This is a genomic window from Novosphingobium sp., assembly GCF_030696665.1.
GTDB lineage: Bacteria > Pseudomonadota > Alphaproteobacteria > Sphingomonadales > Sphingomonadaceae > Novosphingobium.
The window spans coordinates 1-22,554 of record NZ_JAUYRV010000054.1 but is presented as its reverse complement, the minus strand read 5'-3'; the positions used below and the strand labels follow the sequence as shown (position 1 = coordinate 22,554).

Below are 22,554 nucleotides of genomic sequence, written 5' to 3'. Positions count from 1 at the left end.
TGATCCGCAAGCTTTGGTGCCTGCCGCGCTGGTGCTGCCGCGCCCTGAGCGGGGCCTGATGCTGGCCGACCTTGGCGGGGAACTGGTGGCGCGCACGGCAGAGGCGGCTTTCGTGGCTGAGCCGGGACTGGTGTCGGTGCTGGGCGAGGGGTTGGAGCAATCGGCGCTGGCGGGCGATGATCTGCTGGGCCGACTGGCGGAAATTCACGCTGCCCCGCCGATCAACCTGCGGCAGGGGCAATATGCGCCGCGCCGGGTTTCGGTGTTCCGGACGGCGGACTGGCTGAGCCTTGCGCGCATGGCGGCGGTGGCGGCCTTGCTGGCGCTGCTGCTGATGCTGGTGTGGGTGGTGAAGTGGAACATGGACAGTTCCGCTGAAGAGGCCCGCGCGCTGGAACTGGCGCAGCAGCGCTTTCCGGCGGCAACCGATCTGGATTCTGCCGAGCGTTTGCTGAACGCCGAACTGGCGCGCAGGGGTGAGGGCGGCACCAGCTTTGCCGCGCCTGCCGCTGCGCTGCTGGATGTGTTGCGCGCCGTGCCGGGGGTGAAGCTGCGTGATCTGGGCTATGGCGCGGACGGTACGTTGCGCTTTACGGCGGCGGCTCCGCGTGCCGAAGATGTGAACGCGGTGCTGATTGCATTGCAAAATCAGGGATGGAAAGTGACCGTGCCGCCTTCGCTGGCCCCTGATCCCACAGGCGCTACGGTGGCGGCGATTACGGTGAGGGCGCCATGATGGGCCGGGCTTCTGCATGGTTCATCGGCCTGACCGGGCGTGAGCGCTGGCTGGTGGGCGTGGCAGGCGGGCTGACCGCGCTGATGCTGCTGGTCTATGGCCTGATCCTGCCGCTGGGCGCGGCGCTGGACGATGCGGCGGTGCGCCACCGCGAGGCGACCGAGCGCGCCGGGCGGATCGTGGCGGGGCTGGATGCCTTGAAGCGTGCGCCTGCTCCGCGTGCGGTAGCGCTGGCCGGGCCGGTTGAGCAGGTGGCGCAAGCGAGCGCGCAGGCAGCGGGCTTTGTCGTCCAGTCGAGCCAGAAGCAGGGCAGCGACATGGTGGTCATGGTGATCCCCACGGCGCGGGCATCGGCAGCGCTGGCGTGGCTTGACGGGTTGGCGGCGCAAGGGCTGGCGGTGGAGCAATTGACGGTAACGCCCGCGCCCGATGGCACGGTTTCGGTGAACGTTACGCTGCGGCGGGCAGGCGCATGATCGGGCGCTGGATATTCGTGCGCGAGACCGGAATGACGCGGCGTGGCTGGCTGGCGCTTGGCGGGCTTGTCCTGCTGGCGCTGATCGTGCTGCTGCCGTTGCGGCTGGTGCTGGGCATGGCGATGCCGGAAAATGTGACGGCGCGCAGCGTGGAAGGCTCGGTGTGGGATGGGCGGATTGCCGATCTGAATGTCGGGCCTTTGCCGATTGGCACCGTGGAGGCGGGGCTGGAGCCTTTGCCGCTGCTGATCGGGCGGGCGCAGTTTGCCGTTTCGCGCGAGGGGTTTGCGGCCAAGGCTTCGGCGCATGGTCTTTCCCATGCCAGCGGGACGATTGGCTTGCCCGACGGACTGGGGCAGTTGCCGGTGACATCGCTGGGCTTTGGCGATTTTTCCGTGGCGATGGATGGCGGGCAGTGTGTTTCGGCTGAGGGCACGCTAAGCCTGACGCTGGCATCGCCGGGGCCACTGCTGCCGGGGCCGATCACGCTTTCGGGCAAGGCACGCTGCGACAAGGGCGCGCTGCTGGTGCCGATGCGCGGGGCGCAGGGCATGGAGCAGATGACGCTGCGGATTACCGGAGACGGGCGTTGGCAGGCGGACCTGACGCTGTCAGGCCTGCCGCAGGAAACGGCAGACGCACTGCGCGCCGGGGGCTTTGACGCCCGCCCCGGCGGCATTGGCATCGGGACAAGCGGGACGTTTTGAGCGCCCGACGAGCTTACGCGCTTCCCAAATACATCCCCGTTCGTGTCGAGCGAAGTCGAGACACCAACGGACTTGGGGCTAACCCTTTATGCAGCATAGAAAGCCCCGCTTACCCTGAGCTTGTCGAAGGGTGGTTGGCTGGCGTTGCGCCAGCGTCCTTCGACAGGCTCAGGACGAGCGGGGTTGGTGGGCAGACGTTTTCAGGCGGCGATCTGGGTGAGGAACCAGGCGCGCTGTTCGGCCTGATCGGTCCAGTCGTCGGCCATGCCTTCGGTGGCGTTGTCGCCCGCTTCGGTGGCGGCGGCCTTGACCGCGCGGATCACCTTGACCAGCGCTGCGTTGTCGTCACGCAGGGTCTTGACCATGTCGATCGCATCAACCTTGGCGCGATCATCGTCCTTGATTGATGACTTGCCAGCGATGGCGCCAATGCCGGTGAGCGTGCTGCCACCGTTCTTGCGAACGCGTTCGGCGATCACGTCGGTCAGCGCGAAAAGTTCGGTCGCGTGCGTATCGAACAGCAGGTGCAGATCGTGGAACTGTGGACCGGCGACGTGCCAGTGGAAGTTCTTGGTCTTGAGGTAGAGCGTGAAGTAGTCGGCCAGCAGACCGTTGAGGCTGTCGATCAGCGCCTTCTTTGCGTTGTCGCCGGGCATGATGTTTCCCCTTTTGCGTGTGCGGTTCGTATGAGCCGCTTATACGCCAGATGCGGTGAAAGGTTTCATGCATTGTTGCGCAAAGTTTGATCGATTGGATCGATCATGCAGCGGCTTTGGTGCTGCCCTTCAGCAGGACCATCCCAGCCAGCGCGGCGATGATCGACCCGCCCAGAATGCCGAGCTTGGCTTCTTCGACCAGCAGCGGGCTTTCCGGAAAGGCGAGGCCTGCGATGAACAGGCTCATCGTGAAGCCGATGCCGCAGAGCAGGGACAGGCCCCAGAGCTGGCGCAGGGTTGCGCCTTCGGGGCGTTTGGCGATGCCCAGCTTTTCGGCCAGCATGATGCTGCCCAGAATGCCGATCTGCTTTCCAGCCACAAGGCCCAGCGCGATGGCGATGGGCAGGGCGAGCGGGCCGCCGTCGATGGAGCCGAGCGCGACGCCTGCATTGGCGAGGCCGAACAGCGGGACGATGAGGAAGCCGTTGGGCGAGACCAGCGCGTGTTCGAGCCGGAGCAGGGGGCTGTCGTGCCGGTGGTTCAGTGCCAGCGGGACGGTTAGCGCGGCAAGCACGCCTGCGATGGTGGCGTGAACGCCCGAATGGAGCACGGCGTACCACAGCACGACAGCGCCGACGACGTAGGGGGCCAGCACTCTGATGCCCATGCGGTTAACGGCGACGAGCGCGAGGAACACGGCAGCGGCAACGCCGAGCCACATCATGTCCAGCCCACTGGTGTAGAAGAATGCGATGACCATGACCGCGCCGAGATCATCGACGATGGCGACGGTCAGCAGGAACAGGCGCAGCGATGGGGGAAGGCCCTTTCCAGCCAGCGCCAGCACGCCGATGGCAAAGGCGATGTCTGTGGCAGAGGGGATCGCCCAGCCGCGATGGAGCGAGGGATCATCGCCGACGATGGCGAGGTAGATCAGGGCGGGCACGGCCATGCCGGCCACGGCGGCGATCACCGGCAAGCGGCGGCGACTCGGGCTGGAGAGTTCGCCGTCGAGGATCTCGCGCTTGATCTCCAGCCCGACGACGAAGAAGAAAATCGCCATCAGCGCATCGTTGATCCACAGATGCAGGTTGTTGAGCTTCGCGACCGGCGTCCACGGCAGGGTGTGGTGGAACAGGCCGTGCCACGATTCGGCCACTGGCGAGTTTGCAAGCATCAGTGCGATTGCCGCGCAAACCATGAGGACTATGCCGGGGGCTGCCTCGTTGTGGCTCAGACGGTGCCAAATTCCCTTAGTTCTTGGCAATCCTGCCATTTTCGAATCATCCCTTGGTTCCTGAACAGTGCCGAACAGGCATAGCTTGGCCTTGTGCCCACCGGGGTGGGGCGCGTCAAACGGGGTCAGGATGTTGCTGGCATGTCCTCCGATTACCGGACCATGCTTCACGGCGTTGCAGTGGCTTGCTGTCGTCGAACACGAACTGCTGCTGTTTGCGGCAATCTGGTTTGCGGTCTTTGCGCTGGATGAAATGCTGGTCGATCTGGCGTGGTTTCGGCTGCGGTTCAGCGGGGGATTGCGGACGGAACGGTTGACTGCCCCGGCGCAGGCAGAGTTGCATGGCATGGCGGCGGTGCTGGTGCCGGCGTGGCAGGAAGCGGGCGTGATCAGCGAAATGGTGCGCCATTCCTTCCGGGCATGGCCGCAGCGCAACTTGCGCATCTATGTGGGCTGCTATCGCAACGACGAGGCTACGTTGGCGGCGCTGGTGGCTTCAGGCGGGGATCACCGGTTGCGGGTGGTGTTGCACGATTGCGACGGGCCGACGACCAAGGCCGACTGCCTCAACCGGATTTACCGCGCCATCTGCGAGGATGAGCGGCGCAGCAGGCAGCGGGTGCGCGCGCTGATCCTGCATGACGCGGAGGACATGGTGCATCCTTCGGCACTGACGCTGATGGACCGGGCGCTGGATCGGGTGGACTTTGTGCAACTGCCGGTGCGGCCTGAACCGCAGGCGGCCTCGCGCTGGGTGGCAGGCCACTATTGCGATGAATTTGCCGAGGCGCACGCACGCGATATGGTGGTGCGGGACCGGATCGGCGCGGCGCTTCCAGCGGCGGGGGTGGGCTGTGCATTCTCGCGCCGGGCGATCGACCGGATCATTGCACAGCGGGGCAGTGTTGATCCTTTTGCAGCGGACTGCCTTACCGAGGATTACGAGTGCGGACTGCTGGTGAACCAGACGGGGGGACTTTCAGCCTTTCTGCGGGTGCGGGACGAGCGGGGCGCACTGATCGCCACGCGGGAGTATTTTCCTGCCACCATTGCTACGTCGGTGCGGCAGAAAACGCGGTGGATTCACGGGATTGCGTTTCAGGGCTGGGAGCGGCTGGGCTGGCGGGTAGGGCCGAGTGACCTGTGGATGCGGTTCCGCGACAGGCGCGGGCCGCTGGTCGCGCTGGTTTTGACGATATCCTACTTTTTGCTGTTGCTCTGGCCCCTGATGCTGGCTTTGGACGCGTTGGGGCTGCTGGAGCGGATGCCTTCAGGAGCGTTACTGCGCGGGCTGCTGATGTTCAACCTTGCCAGTCTGTTCTGGCGGCTGGGGATGCGGGGGATGCATTCCGGGCGCGAATATGGGTGGGGCGAAGGTGTGCGCGCCGTCGTGCGCTTTCCGGTGGGCAACATCATTGCGATCATGGCGACGCAACGCGCACTGGTGGCCTATTTGCGCGTGCTTTCAGGGCAGCGACTGCGGTGGGAGCACACGGTTCACCGGGTCCATGTGGTGCAGGTCTGCAGCAGTGAGGAGTATTCGGGCGCGCCGCTGCGGTCCGCCGCCTGATGATCGGCGCGGGCCTGAATCGGCGCGGGCAGCCTTTGATTGCTCTTTGTCTGGTGGTGGTCGTCTGGGCTGGCGTGCGCTTGGTGCTGTGGGAAGATGTGGCGAGGACGCAGCAGATTGCGCCTGCGGCTATGGCGAAGGAGCCCGGAAATCAGGGGCGCGGCGGGGCGGTTGTTGCAAGTGGTATGGTGCAAAAGTCCGCTTCGGGGACCGTGCGGAACCTTTCCGTGCAGCACCTGCAGAACGGCGGTCGGGCGGATGATGTTAGTTCGCCGTCTGGGCGACCTGCATCCACGTTCCGGCTGGCCAGCCTGCTACGGTCGACCAATCCGGCGCTGGCCGCCCCACCCCACAGTAAACGCCCGCCGGTGGGGATGGATACGGCGCAAGAGCCTGTGCCGTTCAAAGATGATTCGCGCTGGAGCGGTGACACCTGGGTGCTGATGCGGGCGGGCAGTGGTGCGGCGGCGCAGGCACCGGGGGCGGCGTCGTATGGCGCGAGTCAGGCGGGCGCGGTGGTGCGGTATCGGTTGGGGCGGGGCGAACTGCACGAAAGCTATGGCTATCTGCGCACATCGCTGGCGATCAATGCGCCGGGCCGGGATAAGGAAGTGGCGCTGGGATTCGGATTCCGCCCCTTGGCCCGCGTGCCTTTGCGCGTGCTGGCTGAAGCGCGGTTGCAGGATACCAAGGGAAGCCCGATGCAGGTGCGACCGGTGGCGACGGTCATCACCGAACTGCCACCGCAGGCATTGCCGCTGGGGTTGCGGGCCGAAGCATACGCGCAGGCCGGATACGCTGGAGGGCGCGGGGCGACGGCGTTTTATGATGCGCAAGTGATGATCGACCGCGCAATGCCGGGGATCGGCGGGCGCAATCGCGACTTTCGTGTGGGCGCAGGTGTCTGGTCGGGCGGACAGGAAGGCGCGGTGCGACTGGACATCGGTCCGCGCGCTTCGGTCCGGCTTGATCTTGGTGATGCAACGCCTGCGCGCATCGCGCTCGACTGGCGCTTTCGCGTGGCCGGAAACGCGCGACCCGGCAGCGGACCGGCGCTGACTGTGGCGTCTTCGTTCTGACAATGAGCAGGTCACAGCTTTTTGCCGCAAAAGCAGCTGCGCGGGGTTGCTGGCAAGCGCTGCCCGGCCTAGCGTCTTAAGTGCAATGGATGTCTACCTTCCGATAGCAAATCTTTCCGTCAACGGACTGGTCATCATCGGCCTCGGCGCGCTGACGGGGCTGCTTTCGGGCATGTTCGGCGTTGGCGGCGGGTTCCTGACCACGCCTCTGCTGATCTTCTATGGCGTGCCGCCGACAGTGGCTGCGGCGTCGGCTGCCAGCCAGGTGACCGGAGCCAGCGTTTCGGGTGCTTTCGCCCATGCCCGGCGCGGCGGGATTGATTATCATATCGGTGCGGTGCTGGTGGCTGGCGGGGTGATCGGCACGGGGCTTGGTTCGCTGCTGTTCCGCCTGCTGCAATCGCTTGGCCAGATCGATACGGTTATCAACATCCTGTATGTGTTGATGCTGGGCGGCATTGGCGGGCTGATGGCGCATGAAAGCATCACCACGCTGCGCGCGCAGAAATCCGGATTGCCGATGCCTGCGCGCAAGCGGCGGCATCACCCGCTGGTGGCCAGCCTGCCAATGCGTTGGCGGTTCTATCGCTCCGGGCTGTATATCTCGCCGCTGGCACCGCTGCTGCTGGGCGTGTTGACCGGCATTCTGACCATGCTGATGGGCATTGGTGGCGGGTTCATCCTTGTGCCTGCGCTGCTTTACATCCTTGGCATGGGAGTGAACGTGGTTGTCGGCACGTCGCTGTTCCAGATCCTGTTCGTGACGATGGCGACAACGATGATGCACGCGTTGACCACGCGCGCGGTGGACATCGTGCTGGCGGTGATGCTGCTGATCGGATCGGTGACGGGCGCGCAAGTGGGGGCGCAGTTTGCGCAGAAAGCCAAGCCGGAGCATTTGCGCCTGATCCTTGCCGCCATCGTGCTGCTGGTGGCGATGCGCATGGCGCTGGGCCTCGGTTATCGCCCCGACGAAATCTACACCGTGGTGCCGCTATGAACGGGGGTGGCAGATTTCGGTTTCTGGCTCTGCTGCTGTGCATGGTGCTGCTCGGCGCGCGCGATCCCATCCTTGTTCCGGAAATCTCGCAACATGAAATTGAGGTGCGTCAGGGCTTTACTGGTGCAGATCTGCTGCTGTTCGGCGCGATCCTCAGCCCCGAAGGTAGCCGCGCGGCACAGGAATACGATATTGTCGTGGTGCTCGAAGGCCCGGTGCAATCCATTGTGCTGCGTGAAAAGCAGAAGCTGGCGGGTATCTGGATCAACGCGGATTCGCTCGAATTCAGGTCGGCACCCAGCTATTTTGCGGTCGCCTCCTCGCGCCCGATTGCCAAGATCGTGGATGACAAGACGGCGGCGATTTATGAACTGGGCCTCAAATGGCTGCAGCTTTCACCCATCGGCGTGATCGATCCCAAGGAACAGCAGCGCTTTTCGGCCGGACTGGTCGAACTGATGCGTGGGCAGGGCCTTTACCGTGAGGAAGAAGGCAGCGTGAAGATCAGCGGGCAAGTGCTGTATCAGGCGCGGATCAGCCTGCCTTCCAGCGTGCAGACCGGCACCTACACCGCCGAAACCTTTGCCATTCGTAACGGAAAGGTGGTGACTTCGGCGATCACCCGGGTGGAGGTGAGCAAGCAGGGTTTCGAACGCTTTGTCGCGGTGGCCGCAGATCGCAACGGCTGGCTTTATGGCCTGTTCGCGGTGTTCATCTCGGTGGCGATGGGCTGGATCGCAGGCCGATTGTTTGCCCTTGTCTGATTGATCGCGAAAAGCGGCATGTCCAGACAATTGCAGGTATTTTGGTCGTTCCTTGGTTCGGCACGCTATCCAAAATTTAGCCGATATTAACCCTCAAGCGGTAGCTGTCACCTCTATGCCATGTCCGGCCAAGAGGTTTTGCGCGTGATGTCCGAAATGAGGATGCAGGGTTTGGTGGCGCCAGAAAACGCAGGACCAGCAAACGCAGGACCAGAAAGCGCACGAGACATACGGATCGAGGCGCGGGCACCATTTGCCGCACCGGTTGACCCGCGAGCTTCAGAAAACGCTGCCAAGCCAATTGGCTATGTGGTTGAAATCGCAGGGTCCAGTTCGGCCATCGCACTTGATCTTGCGCGGTTGGAGGAATGTTCGGAAGACAGTGATCCGTCGATTGGGCTTTCGGGCAAAGTCGGAAGCCAGATCAAAGTTCGCGTGGGCAATTCGTGGCTGCTCGCCAGCGTGCGCACCCAGCGCCAGGACACATCGGTGGCCGGCGGAGTGGTTGCCCAGATCGACTTTCTTGGCGAAGGCGAAGAAGAGCGACTAACCGGGCGCATCTATGGCTTCCGTCGCGGCGTGACGCGCTTTCCGGTGCCGGGCGCGCTGGTCTATCCGGCAACGTCAAACGACTTGCGCCAGATTTATGCGAGCGACGGTCGCACCAACATCTCGGTCGGCACGGTGTTTCCAACCCGGGATATTCGCGCGGGCATTTACGTTGATGCACTGCTGGGCAAGCATTTTGCGTTGCTGGGATCGACCGGGACCGGCAAATCGACTGCAGCGGCACTGATCCTGCACCGCATCTGCGAAATGGCCCCATCGGGCCACATCGTGATGATCGATCCGCATGGCGAATATTCGGCCGCGTTCCGCACGACCGGGCAGTTGCTCGACGTTTCGAACCTGCAGATGCCATACTGGCTGATGAACTTTGAAGAACACTGCGAAGTGTTCATTACGACCAAGGGTGCTGACCGGCAGCTTGACCTCGATATTCTGGGCAAGTGCCTGCTGGCGGCGCGCAGCAAGAACCGGCTGGCCGAACAGATCGGCAAGATCACGGTCGATTCGCCTATTCCTTATCTGCTGTCAGACCTGCTGATCATCCTGCAGAACGAAATGGGGCGGCTGGACAAGGGGACCAATTCGATCCCCTACATGCGGTTGAAAACCAAGATCGAGGAAGTGCGCGGCGACCCGCGCTACCAGTTTATGTTCTCGGGCATGCTGGTGGGCGATACGATGGCGGAATTCATATCCAAGGTGTTCCGCCTGCCCGCCAATGGTAAGCCGATTTCGATTATCGACGTGTCGGGCGTTCCTTCGGAAATCACCACCACGGTCGTCGCGGTGCTCAGCCGCCTTGTGTTCGACTATGCAATCTGGGCGCGCGAAGAAGAAACGCGGCCGGTGCTGCTGGTGTGCGAGGAAGCGCACCGCTACGTGCCGAACGAGAAAAACTCCGACGGTTCATCGGTTGGCCGCATCCTTTCGCGCATTGCCAAGGAGGGGCGCAAGTATGGCGTCTCGCTTGGGCTGATCACGCAGCGGCCTTCGGACCTTGCCGAGGGCGTGCTTTCACAATGCGGCACGATCATCTCGATGCGCCTCAACAACGACCGCGACCAAGCCTTTGTGAAAGCGGCCATGCCCGAAGGCGCCCGCGGCTTTGTCGATACCATACCAGCGCTGCGCAATCGCGAATGCATTATCTCGGGCGAAGGCGTTTCGATCCCGATGCGCGTTTCGTTCGACGATCTTGATGCGATGAAGCGGCCGGCTTCAAACGATCCCTCGTTCTACGAACTGTGGAGCAAGAGCGGCGGCGAGGAGCGTGCGGTTGAGCGCACCGTGCAGAGGTGGCGCGCGCAAAGCCGCTGACGTTATGGTCAGAGGTTTGGCGCCATCCGGCCGGCTGGATCGGCGTCTGCGTGGGTTTCTTCCTCGCACTGCTCTGCCGGAACCGCGCGGGCGCGTTCCCGCCACTGCGGCTGGCGATAGGCATAGATCGATAGCACCACGGCGACCACCGAACTGACCGGGAAAGCCAGCCATAGCGCATCTGCACCGAGCGTGGGATAAAAGGCGTAGTAGAAGCCGAGCCGCACCGGATACATTGCGATGCCCAAAACGATGAGTGGCGTCCACACCACTCCGCCTGCGCGCATGGTGGCAAACAAAACGATGGTAATGCCAAAGAGCAGGTAGCTCCAACTGGCAAGAAACTGGATGTGACGCGCTTCGTCCACCGCCGGGCTGGCGCTGCCGAGAAAGAGTTCGAGCGCGGGCCGATCAAATAGCAGGATCAGCGCGCAGAGCAGGCCGGTGACTACCAGATTGAGGATTATGCCGGAGCGCGTGATGCGACCAAGCCGCTCGTTCAAACCAGCGCCGATTGCCTGCGCAGCCATTGCGCTGACCGCTGCGGAAATGGCCATCGCGGGCATTTGCAGATATGTCCACAGTTGCAGCGCGGCTCCATAGGCGGCGCTTACCAGCAGGCCTTCGCGGTTGACGAGGCCGATCACGATGATCCCGCCAGCCGAGATGACGAGCATCTGCGCGCCCATCGGCAGACCCTTGGTGATGATGTAGCCAAGCTCGTCACGCCGGGGCCAGAGCCATGCCAGTTCGCTTCCGCGCAGGCGCAGCGGCAGATCCTTGGCATAGACATAGGCGACGATGCCAACCATCGAGACGAAGGAGGCAATGGCGGTGGCGAGCGCGGAACCGGCAATGCCCATCGCAGGAATCGGGCCGTATCCGCCAATCAGCAGCGGGTTGAGCGCGATATCGAGCACGACCGAAAGGATCATGAACTTGAGCGGTGTCGAAGCGTCGCCGCCACCGCGCAGCCCCATGCCGAGCATGACGGTGATCATCGAGGCAGGCATGGCAACGAAGATCACGCGCAAGTAGGTGAGGGCAAAGCCGTAAGTCTCGCCCGGCGCGGCCATAGCCGTCAGCAGTTCAGGCGCGAAAATCCACCCGAGCGTGCCAACGACCAGCGACAGCAGCACGCAAAGGCCGACAGCCGAGCCAAATGTGCGCCGCGCTGCCAGCACATCGCGCGCGCCAAAGGCCTGCCCGATCTTGACCGTGGCGGCCATGCCGAAGCCGAAGACGGCGGCGAACACGAGGAACATGACCACATTGGCGTTGGCGGTTGCGGCCAGCGCGCCTTCGCCCAGCATGCGCCCGACCCAGACCGAATTGACCGATCCGTTGAGCGATTGCAGGATGTTGGACGTGAGTGTTGGTGCGGAAAACAGCACGAGCGTCCGCAGGATCGGCCCACTGGTCAGATCGCGCCCACGCCCCGGTGGTTGCGCCAAGGCCTCAGTCCTTCTTCATTGCGGCAAGGGCCGCAAACGGACCGGAGGCGACATCGCCGCCAAGCTTGTGTTCGGCCCGCGCCTTGTCAGCATTTGGCCCTTCGGCGAAAGGGTCGATGGCGAGTGCCAGGCTCTGCGCCACGGCTTCGCCAAGGTCGAAGGCCGTGCCGTCGTATTCAATCTCGTCGCAATCGTCGGAAGATATCTCGATTTCCCCGTTGGGCGCGCTCACTGGACTGCGTGGCACGAAGCGCAGGGCAACAGGCTCGCTGATCTTGACCGGGAAGTCCTCGCCCGAGGTGGCGCACATCTGCACGATGCTGGCGGTGAGTTTGCCTTTCGCCTCAACAGTCTGGCCATCGACCGTCAGGCGCAGTTCTGCGCGCATGGCATCTATCGCTGTTATGGCGAAGCGTCCGGCAAGGCGGCGGCGTTCGGCTTCATCGGGCATCAGCACGACGGGCGCATCGCCGATCTGGCGCAGGTCGACCATGTTTGAAAACTCAGGGTTTGAAAACTCAGGGGCGCTCACTTGCCGATCTCCGCATCAAGCACGCGGAAGGCGGGCACAAGGTCCAGCCCGGCGGCAAAGGCGCGGGCGCGGCGGGCGACGAGCAGGGGATCAGTCCCTTCGTGCAGGCTGACATTGCGCGCCACCGCATCGGCCATCACGGCTTCGTCTGCCGAAGCCAGCCCTTCGCGATAGGCACCGAGTCGGCCGCCCAGAACGCTCATCAACTTGCCCACGCGTTTGCCCACCACCAGATCGCCAACGCCGCTTTCGCGCAACTGGCCATCCATGTCATCGACGAAAAGCTCGGTCAGGCGCACCGATGGGTCTACCAGTTCGGCATCGCGCTCCATCCGGATCAGCACGATAGCAAGGATCAGCGTGATCATGTCGAATCGACCGGCCACCGTGTCGGCCACACCGCAATCACGGTACCATTCTTTCTCACGCGCGATTTCCACCGTGCGGTGCCACAACGGGCGGGCAACGTCGCGGTCGTCGGCCTTGCGTCCGAACAGCTTTCCCAAAAATCCCATCGTGCGCTTCCTTGGTATCGTGCCCGTTCAGGGGCTATTAAATTAGGTCCGTCCAGCAGGCACCTAGCGATGCCAGTGCGGGCGGCATTGCGGTAATCCCGATTGAACCGTAAGGGACACCCAATTGGGCTTGGCGATAGTGGCTGTGCATTCCCGATGCAAACGGGCATGACATAGCATCAGTGAAGAGCGGAGTTTGCGAATGCGGAACATGCGGCTGATAGTGCAGGGTGCGGCGGTGCTTGCGCTCGGCGTGGCGGCAGCGGGATGTTCCAGCATCAAGGATCATCGCGGCTATATCGTCGATGAAGTGCTGGTTTCGTCTGTCCAACCCGGTGTGGACAACAAGCAGTCGGTCGAACGCACGCTTGGCCGCCCGACGTTCACCAGCCAATATGGCAAGGAGACGTGGTACTACGTCTCCCAGAACACGCAGCAAAAGCCGTTCAATCGCCCACGCACATCCGACCAGAACATCCTCGTCATCAATTTTGATGCGAAAAACAACGTTACCTCGCTCAGCCGTGAAGGCATGGAAAAGGTCGCGCGCCTTTCGCCTGAGAGCGACAAGACCGATACGTTGGGCCGTGACCGTTCGTTCTTCCAGGATCTGTTCGGCAATATCGGTGCAGTTGGCGCAGTGCCGGGCGGCGGGCAAGGTCAGGCTCCGGGCGGCACAGGTCCGAACGGCAGCTGATCCCCACCGCTTGAATTCCACGCCGCGCGTCTCATATCGCAGGGCATGGACGATAGCAGGGCGAGCCACGGCCTTATCCAGTGGCACGGCACCACCATCATTGGTGTAAAAATGAATGGCCGCACCGTCATTGCCGGTGACGGGCAGGTTTCGATGGGCAACACGGTGATGAAGCCCAATGCCCGCAAGGTGCGCCGCATCGGTGAAGGCAAAGTGATTGCCGGATTCGCCGGTGCGACAGCTGATGCCTTCACCCTGTTCGAGCGGCTGGAGCGCAAGCTGGAGCAGCATCGCGGGCAGTTGATGCGTGCCGCAGTGGAGCTTGCCAAAGACTGGCGCACCGATAAGTACCTGCGCAATCTTGAAGCGCTGATGATCGTGGCCGATGCCGACACCATGCTGATCCTGACGGGCAATGGCGACGTGCTGGAGCCGGAAGGCGGAATTGCCGCCATCGGTTCTGGCGGCAACTATGCTCTGGCTGCGGCCAAGGCGCTTACCGACTACGAAAACGACGCCGAGAAGATCGCCCGCCGTGCGATGCAGGTGGCGGCAGAGGTTTGCGTCTTTACCAACGACCGCGTGACGCTGGAAGAAATCTAGTTCCCCTCCCGCTTGCGGGAGGGGTAGGGGAGGGCGTGTTGCCGCTTCCTGACAGCCCCTCCCCCGACCCCTCCCGCAGGCGGGAGGGGAGAAGAGATTGCCATGAACGAATCGCTTACCCCCAAGGCTATTGTCCGCGCGCTGGACGAGCATATCGTTGGCCAGACTGACGCGAAGAAGGCGGTCGCCGTGGCGCTGCGCAACCGCTGGCGGCGTCAGCGGCTGTCGGCTGACTTGCGTGATGAGGTTTCGCCAAAGAACATCCTGATGATCGGGCCGACGGGCTGCGGCAAGACCGAGATCAGCCGCCGTCTGGCCAAGCTGGCCGACGCGCCGTTCATCAAGGTTGAGGCGACCAAGTTCACCGAGGTCGGCTATGTCGGCCGCGATGTGGAACAGATTGCCCGCGATCTGGTGGAAGAAGCGATCCGGCTGGAGAAGGAACGCCGCCGCGATGCGGTGCGTGAGGCTGCCAGCAAGGCCGCGATGGACCGATTGCTCAAGGCGCTGGTCGGCGATGGGGCGAGCGAAGCCACGCGCGAGAGCTTCAAGGCGCGGCTCGCAGATGGCTCGATGAACGAGGTCGAGGTTGAGATCGAGGTGGAAGATGCGCCTTCGATGCCGATGGAAATTCCCGGCATGGGTGGCGGCGTTGGCATGATCAACCTGTCGGACATGATGGGCAAGGCCTTCGGCAAGCAGAACCTCAAGCGCCGCAAGATGCGCGTGGCTGATGCGTGGGACAAGCTGGTCGAGGAAGAAGCCGAAAAGCGCATGGATCAGGACGATGTTCAGCGCGAAGCGATCCGCAATGCCGAGACGAATGGCATCGTGTTTTTGGACGAGATCGACAAGATTGCGGTGTCCGATGTGCGCGGCGGTTCGGTTTCGCGCGAAGGCGTGCAGCGCGATCTGCTTCCTCTGATCGAGGGCACGACGGTTGCCACCAAGTACGGCCCGATGAAGACCGATCATGTGCTGTTCATCGCATCGGGCGCGTTCCATGTGGCCAAGCCCAGCGACATGCTGCCCGAATTGCAAGGACGTTTGCCGATCCGGGTGGAACTGCAGGCGCTGACCGAGGATGACTTCGTGCGTATCCTTTCGGAAACGCGCGCTAATCTGGTCGAACAGTACCGCGCGCTGATTGCAACGGAGAGCGTGACGCTGGACTTCACGCCCGAAGCCATCCGCGCGATTGCCCGCATCGCCGCGCAAGTGAACGAGAGCGTCGAGAACATCGGCGCGCGGCGTTTGCAGACGGTGATGGAAAAGCTGCTTGAGGAAGTGAGCTTCGAGGCGGAGGACCGTACGGGTGAAACAGTGATGGTCGATGAGGCCTATGTGGCTGACAAGCTGGCAAATCTGGCGAGCAATACGGACCTTTCGAAGTACATCTTGTGAGGCGTGCTTCGTTCCTGTAATGTTCCATTGGCGACTCAGGGGAGGGAACTGATGGAACTTGCAGGCGGATGCCACTGCGGCGCAGTGCGTTACAAGGTCGACGGTGCGCCGATGCACGTGGCGCTGTGCCACTGCACCGATTGCCGCAAAAGCTCGGGCGCGCCGATGGTTTCGTGGGCGATGTTCAAGGCGGATCAGTTTGCCCTGACGCAGGGTGAGGTGACGACGCACAATTCGTCTGGCGCATCGATGCGCAACTTTTGCCCGAAGTGCGGGACCGGGGTGTTCTTCACCAATGCCGAGAACCTGCCAGACATCATCGACGTGCAATCCGCCACGTTTGACGACCCCGACCAGTTGCCCGCCCAGCTTCATATCCAGACGGCGGAACGCATTGGCTGGATGGGGCAAGCACACGGATTGCCCGAATTTGCGCGGTTTCCCGGCGAGGAGTAGGGTGCAGGCATGACCTACCAGACTCCCGAAGACCGCCCTGTGTACCGCCTGCTGACCGGCAAGGATGACCGGGCCTTTTGTGATCGCGTGTCCGAAGCGCTGGAACAAGGCTGGCGGCTCTATGGCTCGCCCACGATGACGTATGATGGCGGGATGGACTGCATCAAGGTGGCGCAGGCCGTGGTGTGGCATGAGGCTGATGTTGTGAAGTGAAGGCGGCGTTCCACATATTCTCGTCGACCCGGACTTGATCCGGGATCCCACTGCTTTTTTCGTTGTTGGAAGGGAAGCGAAGCCCCGGATAAAGTCCGGGGCGACGATTTGTTTGGGATTGGCCGTGGCGCTACTCGGCCGCTTCGCTGACCTCAGCGCTTTCTTGCGCCTGACGCGCCCACATCTCAGCATAAAGGCCATCGCGGCGCAGCAGGTCGGTGTGGCTGCCCTGCTCTGCCAGACGCCCCTGATCGAGCACCAGAATGGTGTCTGAATCCGCGATGGTTGAAAGCCGGTGCGCAATCGAAATGGTCGTGCGCTGGCTGGCGACGTCGCGCATCGTGGTGAGGATATCCTGCTCGGTGCGGCTGTCGAGCGCGCTGGTGGCCTCATCAAACAGGACAATCGGCGGGTTCTTCACCAGCGTCCGCGCGATAGCAACGCGCTGCTTTTCGCCGCCGGATAGCTTCAACCCGCGTTCGCCCACTTCGGTATCAAAGCCCTTTGGCAGGCGGGCGATGAATTCGGTAATGGAGGCACCGCGTGCTGCGGCTTCGACTTCGGCCATACCCGCGCCGTCGCGGCCATAAGCAATGTTGTAGCCGATGGTATCGTTGAACAGCACCGAATCCTGCGGGACGATGCCCAGCGCGGCGCGCAGGCTGGCTTGCGTGATCTGCGAAATGTCCTGCCCGTCGATCAGGATGCGGCCTGACCACGGATCGTAGAAGCGGAACAGCAGTCGCGCGATGGTGGATTTTCCTGCACCCGATGGGCCGACGATGGCAACGCGGTGGCCGGCAGGCACCTCGAACGACAGGCCGTGGAGGATCTCGCGGTCCCGGTCATAGCCGAACACCACGTTGTCGAACGTCACACTTGGGCGCGCGATCACCAGCGCGGGCGCGCCGGGCACATCGGCCACTTCCACCGGGGTGTCGATCAGCCGGAACATTTCGGCCATGTCGATCAGGCCCTGCCGGATCGTGCGATAAACCATGCCGAGCATATCGAGCGGGCGGAAAAGCTGGGTGAGGTAGGTGTTTACGAAAACAAGGTCGCCCACGGTCAGCCGCCCTTGCGACCAGCCCCACACCGTCCAAGCCATCGCGCCTGCCATCAGCAGGTTGACGATGACCGCCTGCGCAATGTTGAGCAGGCCAAGGCTGTTTTCGCTCTTCACCGCGGCTTCGGCATAGGCGCGTGTCGCTGCGGCGTAGCGCGCTTCCTCGCGCGATTCGGCGCCGAAGTATTTCACCGTCTCATAATTCAGCAGCGAATCGACGGCGCGTGACAGGGCTTGCCCATCAAGCCGGTTCATCTTTTCGCGCAAGGCCGATCGCCATTCGGTGATCGTACGCGTGACATAGACGTAGGCGATGACTGCCGCCATCGTTGCGCCGACCAGCCCCAGACCGAAGTTCAGCCAGAAGATCACGATGACCGCCGTCAGTTCGATCACCGTCGGCGCGATGTTGAACAGCAGGAAATAAAGCATCGTGTCGATGCTCTTGGTCCCACGCTCGATTACCTTGGTCACCTCGCCGGTGCGGCGGGCGAGGTGGAAGCGCAAGCTGAGGCGGTGGAGGCGCGCGAAGACGTTCTCGGCCAGATGCTGCGTTGCTACCTGCCCCACACGCTCGAACACGATGTTGCGCACGTTGTCGAACAAGACGCCTGCGAAACGGCCAAGCGCGTATGCCAGCACGAAGGCCATCGCCACGGTCAGTGCCGGTTGCGCGCCCTCGGGCAGCGTCATCGCATCGACGGCTTTCTTGTAGGCGAAGGGCAGGGCCAGCGTCGTCGCCTTGCCCAGCAGCACCATCAGCAGCGCACCCACCACCCGGCGGCGCAGCACTGCGTTATCAGCAGGCCACAGATAGGGCAGGAAGCGCTTGAGCGTTTGCCAGCCATCGTGGCGGGCGTCTTTGGGATTCGTATATGTATCTGGCGGCATGGCTTCTCACATAGGCGCAGACGTGCGCGATGCCAGTGTCTTCCTTACATTCAGGAGGGCAGCACTTTTATTGAATGCGCAGGGCTGGCCCTTTTCGATCAGCGCTGGCGATACCCGATGGCAGGTCGAAGAGGATACGCCGTTTGGCAAAGTCTATCGCCACGCGCCTGAACATGCGCAACTGGGCCATGCCCAGCAGCATGGCCGGGCGCTTGACCAGTTCGAGCCGGTGGAACGCGGGTGAATCGGCAAATGCCATGAATGTGTTGTGCAGTTGCAGCCCGGCGACCTCTATGGTTGATGCCATGATCAGGTCCGCGTTCAACTGCTGGCCGGTGACCGAATAGAGCACCGTCTGTTCAGCCTTGCGCCGCCGGGTCAGGGCATTGCGCAGGGCCATGTTGCCGATTGAGCTATCGGACCCGGTATCGATTACGATGTCGGTATGCACTCCATCAACCACGGCATTGGTCATGATCAGCTGCCCGGAACGCCGCCGCGCGTTGACCACAATTTCGAACCCGCGCGATCCGCCGAGTGAAGCAGCATCGCCGATCGTGATGGTGTCCGTGGGGAAATCGATCAGCACGCGCTGGTCTTGCAGGCTGTCCAGCCCGACGATGCCATCCGCGCCGATGTGCTGCTGTTCCAGAAGCGGCGCGCTGAGCGTGTAATATGTGCGCTTGCCCAGGCTGATTTCCTCGACATCGACAAGTTCCACAGCCTGCGATCCGGCCACGCCCACCACCACGCCGTTGCCGGCAATCGGCAGGCCGATAGTTGCTGCGACTTGCCGCGAAAGCACTGTGCGTTCCGAACCGGTGTCGATCAGAAAGCGAAACGGGCCGTGCGCGCCGATCTGCACCGGGACTGTCATGCGGTTGTGGCGGTCGTCGATGGTTTTGACGAGCTCGGTGTCGCCCGCTGGCAGTAGTGGGTCTTCTGCGGCAAGTGCAGGCTGGGCTGTTGCCATAAACAGCGCGATCCAGCATTTCAGGGAAACCCGCATGATCCTTCTCCAAGGCGAGAGTTTACGCTTGTTGTGACTGCCGCGCCAGTGCGTTCAAAGGGGCGTATCTGCTTCGATCCAATCCGGGAGTTTAACGCCGTGGCAACCCTGCGCGCCTATGCGGGAGGGATGAGCATCGATTCAGCACCGACCACATTGCGCGCGCACGCGCTTGGCCTCGTAGAAAAGGCAGCGCGTGCTGTAGGCTATGACAAGACGCATATCACTCGCGTCGTCGCGTATCGTGAGATCGACGCGTGGCTGGACAAGCGCGGCACTGAAAACCTCGAGGCGCTGGAGATTTCAGCGGGCTGGAAGTGGCGGCAGCGCCAATGGGGCAGCTATGCCGAGATGAACTGGCCCGAGCACGACATCTGCAACGATGTGCTCGACCGCAAGTTTGACGTTATCATCGCCGACAACGTGTGGGAGCATCTGCTCTACCCCTATCGCGCAGCAAAGAATGTGCGCGCTATGCTAAAGCCGGGCGGCGTGTTCATCAACATCACCCCGTTCCTGATCCGCTATCACCCCATTCCCACCGATTGTTCGCGCTGGACGCAACTGGGCATGGTGCATTTCCTTGAGGAATGCGGCTTCGATCCCGCGAAGATCGAGACCGGCGGCTGGGGCAACGCGGCTGCCGTGCGCGGCAACCTGTTCCGCTGGGCGCGCGCCGGGTGGCAAAAGCGCTTTGCCAATGACGATCGGTTCCCGGTGACGATCTGGGCGATGGCCCAAGTCTGATGCTGGAAAGCGGGGAGCCTGCGCTTGTCGCGGTTATCGTCCTCGCGCACAACGAGGAGCGCCGCATTGCCCGGTGCCTCGCTACATTGCCGCTGTCCGATGTCGGGTATTCCATCCATGTCGTCGTGAATGGATCGCGGGATGGCACGGCGGCGATTGTCGCTGAAATCGCCGCGAACCATCGCAACGTGACGCTGCATGACTGGCCGGAACCCGGAAAGGCGCGCAGCTGGAGCCGCATCGTGCTCGACACCCTGCCGTCGGGCTTGCGTGCGGTGGTGTTGGTGGATGGAGATGCCGAGGTTGGGGCCGGGTCAATCCCCGCGCTGATTGCTGCGCTTGACGCGGATCCTGCGGCGAACCTTGCTTCGGCCCCGCCGCTGAACGGCCGCCGTGCCGAACACTATCGCCGCCTCATGGCGCAATCGCACGGGGTGTTCGGCGATCTCTATGCCCTGCGCGGTACGTTCGTGGACGCGATGCGCAGCAGTGGCATTCGCTTGCCGGTCGATCTGGTCGGTGATGATGGCCTCGTCGGTGCGCTTGCCAAGACAGGCCTCGGCCCACTATCCCAATGGCGTGAAGAGCGCGTCTGCCCGGTGATGGAAGCAGGCTTCTCGTGCGAACCGTTCGCGCCGCTCGATCTGCGCAGCTGGCGTATGCAGCATGGTCGCATGATCAACTATGCGGTGCGCCACTTTCAGGACCGGATCATCACGCGTATTTTGAAAGGTGAAGGACCGAGCGGCTTGCCGGAGCGGCTGGCCAGCCTCTACGCGCAGTACTTGCCAGACTTTACCCCGCGCAAGGGCGTCTGGCGTTGGTTTGATCGTCGCGCTCTGGCCCGCATGAAGGCGAGCGCTGAGCGGTTTTAAGCGACTACCGCGTCCGGCTTACGCCGGATCAGCGCCCAGACCTGGCCCAGCGCGGCGCGGTCGGTGACATGGATCACCGCTCCATAGGCTGCGATGCCCGTCGTGACGAGCACGCCAAGATGCACCAGAGGCAAGGCATCGAGCCGGGGCGAAATCCCCCATCGATCAACCACCCAAACCACGGCACCCATCGCCACACTGCTCCCCGCAGGCAGGGCAAGCGCCCGCCACATATCCCCAAGGCCAATACCCAGCGCCGGGCGTGAAAGCAGGACCGTCGCCAGCAGCAGTAGCGGCGCGGCCACGCACCAGATGGCCGCAACGGCCATGATTCCGAATTGTGCGGCCACAATGAACGATGCCGCGAATATCGCTGCCCCCGCAATCGCCGTGCGGACTGGTACGCCGGGCTTCCCGATTGCGTTGAGCGCGGGTGAGAACAGCACCTGCAGCGTCATGAACGGCATCGCCAGCGCCATGAATTCGATCAACGGCGGCAGTTCGCTCCACGTCGGTCCGAACAGCGTCGCCACGAGCGGCTTGGCGCTAACGGCCATGCCCACATAGAGCGGCGCGGAAATCAGCATGATGAGGCGCGCTGAGCGCAGGAATGACCAGCGCAAGGCGGGAAGGTCGTCCTGCAGGCGCGAATAGGCAGGAAACGCCACTTCGTTGAGTGGTGGCACAAAGCGCGAATAGAAGATTGTCGCAAGGAACACTGCCTGCGAATAGACACCCACCTCATGCGGGGTCAGCTTGCGGCCAATCACGAAGATGTCGCTCTGCGTCTGTACCAGCCAAAACAGCTGGGTCAGAAGAATTGCGAAGCCGAAGCGAAAGATATTGCCGCAACCCCGGAAATCGAAACTCGGCCAGACCAGTGACCGCGCCAGAATCGTGAGGCCGATTGCACGCACCCAGAACATGACAATAGGAGCATAGACCAACGTCCATACCCCGAAGTCCGCCCAGGCCATCACGAGTGATAGCACGGCGCCGGTAAGTGCCGAAGCGAGGTTCACCACTGCCTGGCTGCGAAAATCGAGCCGTCGCCCCATCAGCACTTCGGGAATCGCAATGAATGGCGTGGAAATGTATATCAACGTCTGCATCCGCAGCATGTCTGCCACGACGGGCTGGCCGTAATAGGCCGCAACGGACGGGGCAAAGAACCACTGGAGGGCCGCGATCAAGGCGTTGGCCGATAGCAGCAGGCCGAACGCCTGACGAATGCGATGCTGGTTGAGGTCGCGCTCCTGAATCAGCGCACTGGCAAAGCCGTAACCATTGAGGAAGGTGAGGAAGCTCAGCATCACCAGCGACATGGCGAAGAGGCCATAATCGGCGGGCGACAGCAGGCGCATGACGATCAGAGTCGATGACCAGCTGACGATCTGCGCAGCAATCTGGCTGCCAGATCGCCAGATGATTGCCTTCTTCACATCTCCGGCCAGCGTGTCCTGCCCGGCAAGCGGGGCCGGCGCGAAGGACTCAGAAGGCAGAGTCGGCGTAATTGCGGTGGTAGAGGTGTTGGTCATGCAGGCACCGCTTTACAGGTTGGGCCGTTAACCCGGTCTTACGTCTGGAAGCACTGGCTTGGCTAACCTAGTCCGAAACAGGGCGATCTCACCAATTCCCGGTAATTTCAAAAAAGAGACAAGATGGTGTTGACGCGAATCGGAGTGGTGTTTAGAGGCCCTCTCACCGCAGCGGAGTTGCTCAGCAGCTTTGGCGCGGTCGCCAACATAGACGGACACTCAGTCCCCCGGATAGAAACGGGGAGCATTGGTTGTCCGCCAATGTCTGTCTCTGGCCTTAGGGTTTGGGTTGGATTTGGTGGTTCTTTGACATTGTGATTTAAGATGAAGGGACATGTGGGCGACGGCGCCTGCTTTCTGTGGCTTTAGGGCGCAGAATGGCAGTTTAACGTAGTCGAAGCTTGCATGTCTTTATGTAACCATACGTATAGATGTGCGGGGA

At 62.6% G+C, this 22,554-nt stretch carries 23 protein-coding genes; 15 read left to right on the top strand and 8 right to left on the bottom strand.

Annotation, left to right across the window (positions count from 1 at the left end):
* The 3 genes from gspL to gspN form a co-directional block, all read left to right on the top strand.
* Positions 1–736, top strand: a 736-nt coding sequence (gene gspL / locus Q8R81_RS18315; protein WP_305619972.1) for a type II secretion system protein GspL, incomplete at its 5' end; no start/stop codon positions are given.
* Positions 736–1,212, top strand: a complete 477-nt coding sequence (gspM, locus tag Q8R81_RS18310) for a type II secretion system protein GspM (RefSeq protein WP_305619971.1) — start codon at positions 736–738, stop codon at positions 1,210–1,212. The genes gspL and gspM, both read left to right, overlap by 1 nt.
* A complete protein-coding gene (gspN, locus tag Q8R81_RS18305) occupies positions 1,209–1,919 on the top strand; it encodes a type II secretion system protein N (protein ID WP_305619970.1) in 711 nt (236 codons plus the stop codon). Before gspM ends, gspN begins: the two co-directional genes overlap by 4 nt.
* A 200-nt stretch (positions 1,920–2,119) precedes the next feature.
* Here gspN and Q8R81_RS18300 read toward each other — a convergent pair whose 3' ends face one another.
* Together Q8R81_RS18300 and nhaA are read right to left on the bottom strand one after the other, a co-directional pair.
* Positions 2,120–2,575, bottom strand: a complete 456-nt coding sequence (locus Q8R81_RS18300) for a Dps family protein (protein WP_305619969.1) — start codon at positions 2,573–2,575, stop codon at positions 2,120–2,122.
* Positions 2,576–2,678: 103 nt separating this feature from the next.
* Complete coding sequence (gene nhaA / locus Q8R81_RS18295; RefSeq protein ID WP_305619968.1) at positions 2,679–3,851, bottom strand: Na+/H+ antiporter NhaA; 1,173 nt, start codon at positions 3,849–3,851, stop codon at positions 2,679–2,681.
* Between the two features lie 136 nt (positions 3,852–3,987).
* On the opposite strand from nhaA, the gene Q8R81_RS18290 reads away from it, so the two are divergent.
* The 5 genes from Q8R81_RS18290 to Q8R81_RS18270 all read left to right on the top strand — a co-directional run bounded on the left by Q8R81_RS18290 (position 3,988) and on the right by Q8R81_RS18270 (position 10,112).
* Positions 3,988–5,382 (top strand): glycosyl transferase family protein, encoded by a 1,395-nt coding sequence (locus Q8R81_RS18290; RefSeq protein ID WP_305619967.1) that lies wholly within the window; start codon positions 3,988–3,990, stop codon positions 5,380–5,382.
* A gap of 212 nt (positions 5,383–5,594) precedes the next feature.
* Positions 5,595–6,461 (top strand): hypothetical protein, encoded by an 867-nt coding sequence (locus Q8R81_RS18285; protein ID WP_305619966.1) that lies wholly within the window; start codon positions 5,595–5,597, stop codon positions 6,459–6,461.
* A gap of 85 nt (positions 6,462–6,546) precedes the next feature.
* Complete coding sequence (locus Q8R81_RS18280; RefSeq protein WP_305619965.1) at positions 6,547–7,461, top strand: sulfite exporter TauE/SafE family protein; 915 nt, start codon at positions 6,547–6,549, stop codon at positions 7,459–7,461.
* A complete protein-coding gene (locus tag Q8R81_RS18275) occupies positions 7,458–8,225 on the top strand; it encodes a TIGR02186 family protein (protein WP_305619964.1) in 768 nt (255 codons plus the stop codon). Before Q8R81_RS18280 ends, Q8R81_RS18275 begins: the two co-directional genes overlap by 4 nt.
* A gap of 162 nt (positions 8,226–8,387) precedes the next feature.
* Entirely contained in the window at positions 8,388–10,112 is a 1,725-nt protein-coding gene (locus Q8R81_RS18270; RefSeq protein WP_305619973.1) for an ATP-binding protein, read from the top strand.
* 8 nt (positions 10,113–10,120) lie between these two features.
* Here the strand turns inward: Q8R81_RS18270 and Q8R81_RS18265 are convergent, their stop codons facing one another.
* The 3 genes from Q8R81_RS18265 to Q8R81_RS18255 are packed head-to-tail and all read right to left on the bottom strand — an operon-like array spanning position 10,121 to position 12,613.
* Positions 10,121–11,566, bottom strand: a complete 1,446-nt coding sequence (locus Q8R81_RS18265) for an MATE family efflux transporter (RefSeq protein ID WP_305619963.1) — start codon at positions 11,564–11,566, stop codon at positions 10,121–10,123.
* Positions 11,567–11,570: 4 nt separating this feature from the next.
* Positions 11,571–12,098: a DUF177 domain-containing protein gene (locus tag Q8R81_RS18260; protein WP_305619962.1), complete on the bottom strand. Its 528-nt coding sequence runs from the start codon at positions 12,096–12,098 to the stop codon at positions 11,571–11,573.
* The gene (locus Q8R81_RS18255; RefSeq protein WP_305619961.1) at positions 12,095–12,613 is read right to left on the bottom strand and encodes a ubiquinol-cytochrome C chaperone family protein; all 519 of its coding nucleotides are present in this window, start codon (positions 12,611–12,613) and stop codon (positions 12,095–12,097) included. Before Q8R81_RS18255 ends, Q8R81_RS18260 begins: the two co-directional genes overlap by 4 nt.
* A 202-nt stretch (positions 12,614–12,815) precedes the next feature.
* Here Q8R81_RS18255 and Q8R81_RS18250 point away from each other — a divergent pair, with 202 nt between their 5' ends.
* The 5 genes from Q8R81_RS18250 to Q8R81_RS18230 all read left to right on the top strand — a co-directional run bounded on the left by Q8R81_RS18250 (position 12,816) and on the right by Q8R81_RS18230 (position 15,986).
* Positions 12,816–13,310 (top strand): outer membrane protein assembly factor BamE, encoded by a 495-nt coding sequence (locus tag Q8R81_RS18250; protein WP_305619960.1) that lies wholly within the window; start codon positions 12,816–12,818, stop codon positions 13,308–13,310.
* Between the two features lie 45 nt (positions 13,311–13,355).
* Positions 13,356–13,913, top strand: coding sequence for an ATP-dependent protease subunit HslV (gene hslV / locus Q8R81_RS18245; RefSeq protein WP_305619959.1), 558 nt, complete (start codon positions 13,356–13,358; stop codon positions 13,911–13,913).
* Positions 13,914–14,015: 102 nt separating this feature from the next.
* On the top strand, positions 14,016–15,317 hold the full coding sequence (gene hslU / locus Q8R81_RS18240) for an ATP-dependent protease ATPase subunit HslU (RefSeq protein WP_305619958.1): 1,302 nt from the start codon (positions 14,016–14,018) through the stop codon (positions 15,315–15,317).
* Between the two features lie 51 nt (positions 15,318–15,368).
* Entirely contained in the window at positions 15,369–15,773 is a 405-nt protein-coding gene (locus Q8R81_RS18235) for a GFA family protein (RefSeq protein ID WP_305619957.1), read from the top strand.
* 9 nt (positions 15,774–15,782) lie between these two features.
* Complete coding sequence (locus tag Q8R81_RS18230; RefSeq protein WP_054109338.1) at positions 15,783–15,986, top strand: DUF1737 domain-containing protein; 204 nt, start codon at positions 15,783–15,785, stop codon at positions 15,984–15,986.
* Between the two features lie 130 nt (positions 15,987–16,116).
* Here Q8R81_RS18230 and Q8R81_RS18225 read toward each other — a convergent pair whose 3' ends face one another.
* Positions 16,117–17,943, bottom strand: a complete 1,827-nt coding sequence (locus Q8R81_RS18225; RefSeq protein ID WP_305619956.1) for an ABC transporter ATP-binding protein/permease — start codon at positions 17,941–17,943, stop codon at positions 16,117–16,119.
* 67 nt (positions 17,944–18,010) lie between these two features.
* Positions 18,011–18,952, bottom strand: coding sequence for an aspartyl protease family protein (locus Q8R81_RS18220; protein WP_305619955.1), 942 nt, complete (start codon positions 18,950–18,952; stop codon positions 18,011–18,013).
* 129 nt (positions 18,953–19,081) lie between these two features.
* On the opposite strand from Q8R81_RS18220, the gene Q8R81_RS18215 reads away from it, so the two are divergent.
* Positions 19,082–19,699, top strand: a complete 618-nt coding sequence (locus Q8R81_RS18215; protein WP_305619954.1) for a class I SAM-dependent methyltransferase — start codon at positions 19,082–19,084, stop codon at positions 19,697–19,699.
* Entirely contained in the window at positions 19,699–20,574 is an 876-nt protein-coding gene (locus Q8R81_RS18210; RefSeq protein WP_305619953.1) for a glycosyltransferase family 2 protein, read from the top strand. Before Q8R81_RS18215 ends, Q8R81_RS18210 begins: the two co-directional genes overlap by 1 nt.
* Here Q8R81_RS18210 and Q8R81_RS18205 read toward each other — a convergent pair.
* Positions 20,571–22,112 (bottom strand): lipopolysaccharide biosynthesis protein, encoded by a 1,542-nt coding sequence (locus Q8R81_RS18205; protein WP_305619952.1) that lies wholly within the window; start codon positions 22,110–22,112, stop codon positions 20,571–20,573. The genes Q8R81_RS18210 and Q8R81_RS18205 overlap by 4 nt on opposite strands.
* Positions 22,113–22,554: the final 442 nt, after the last annotated feature.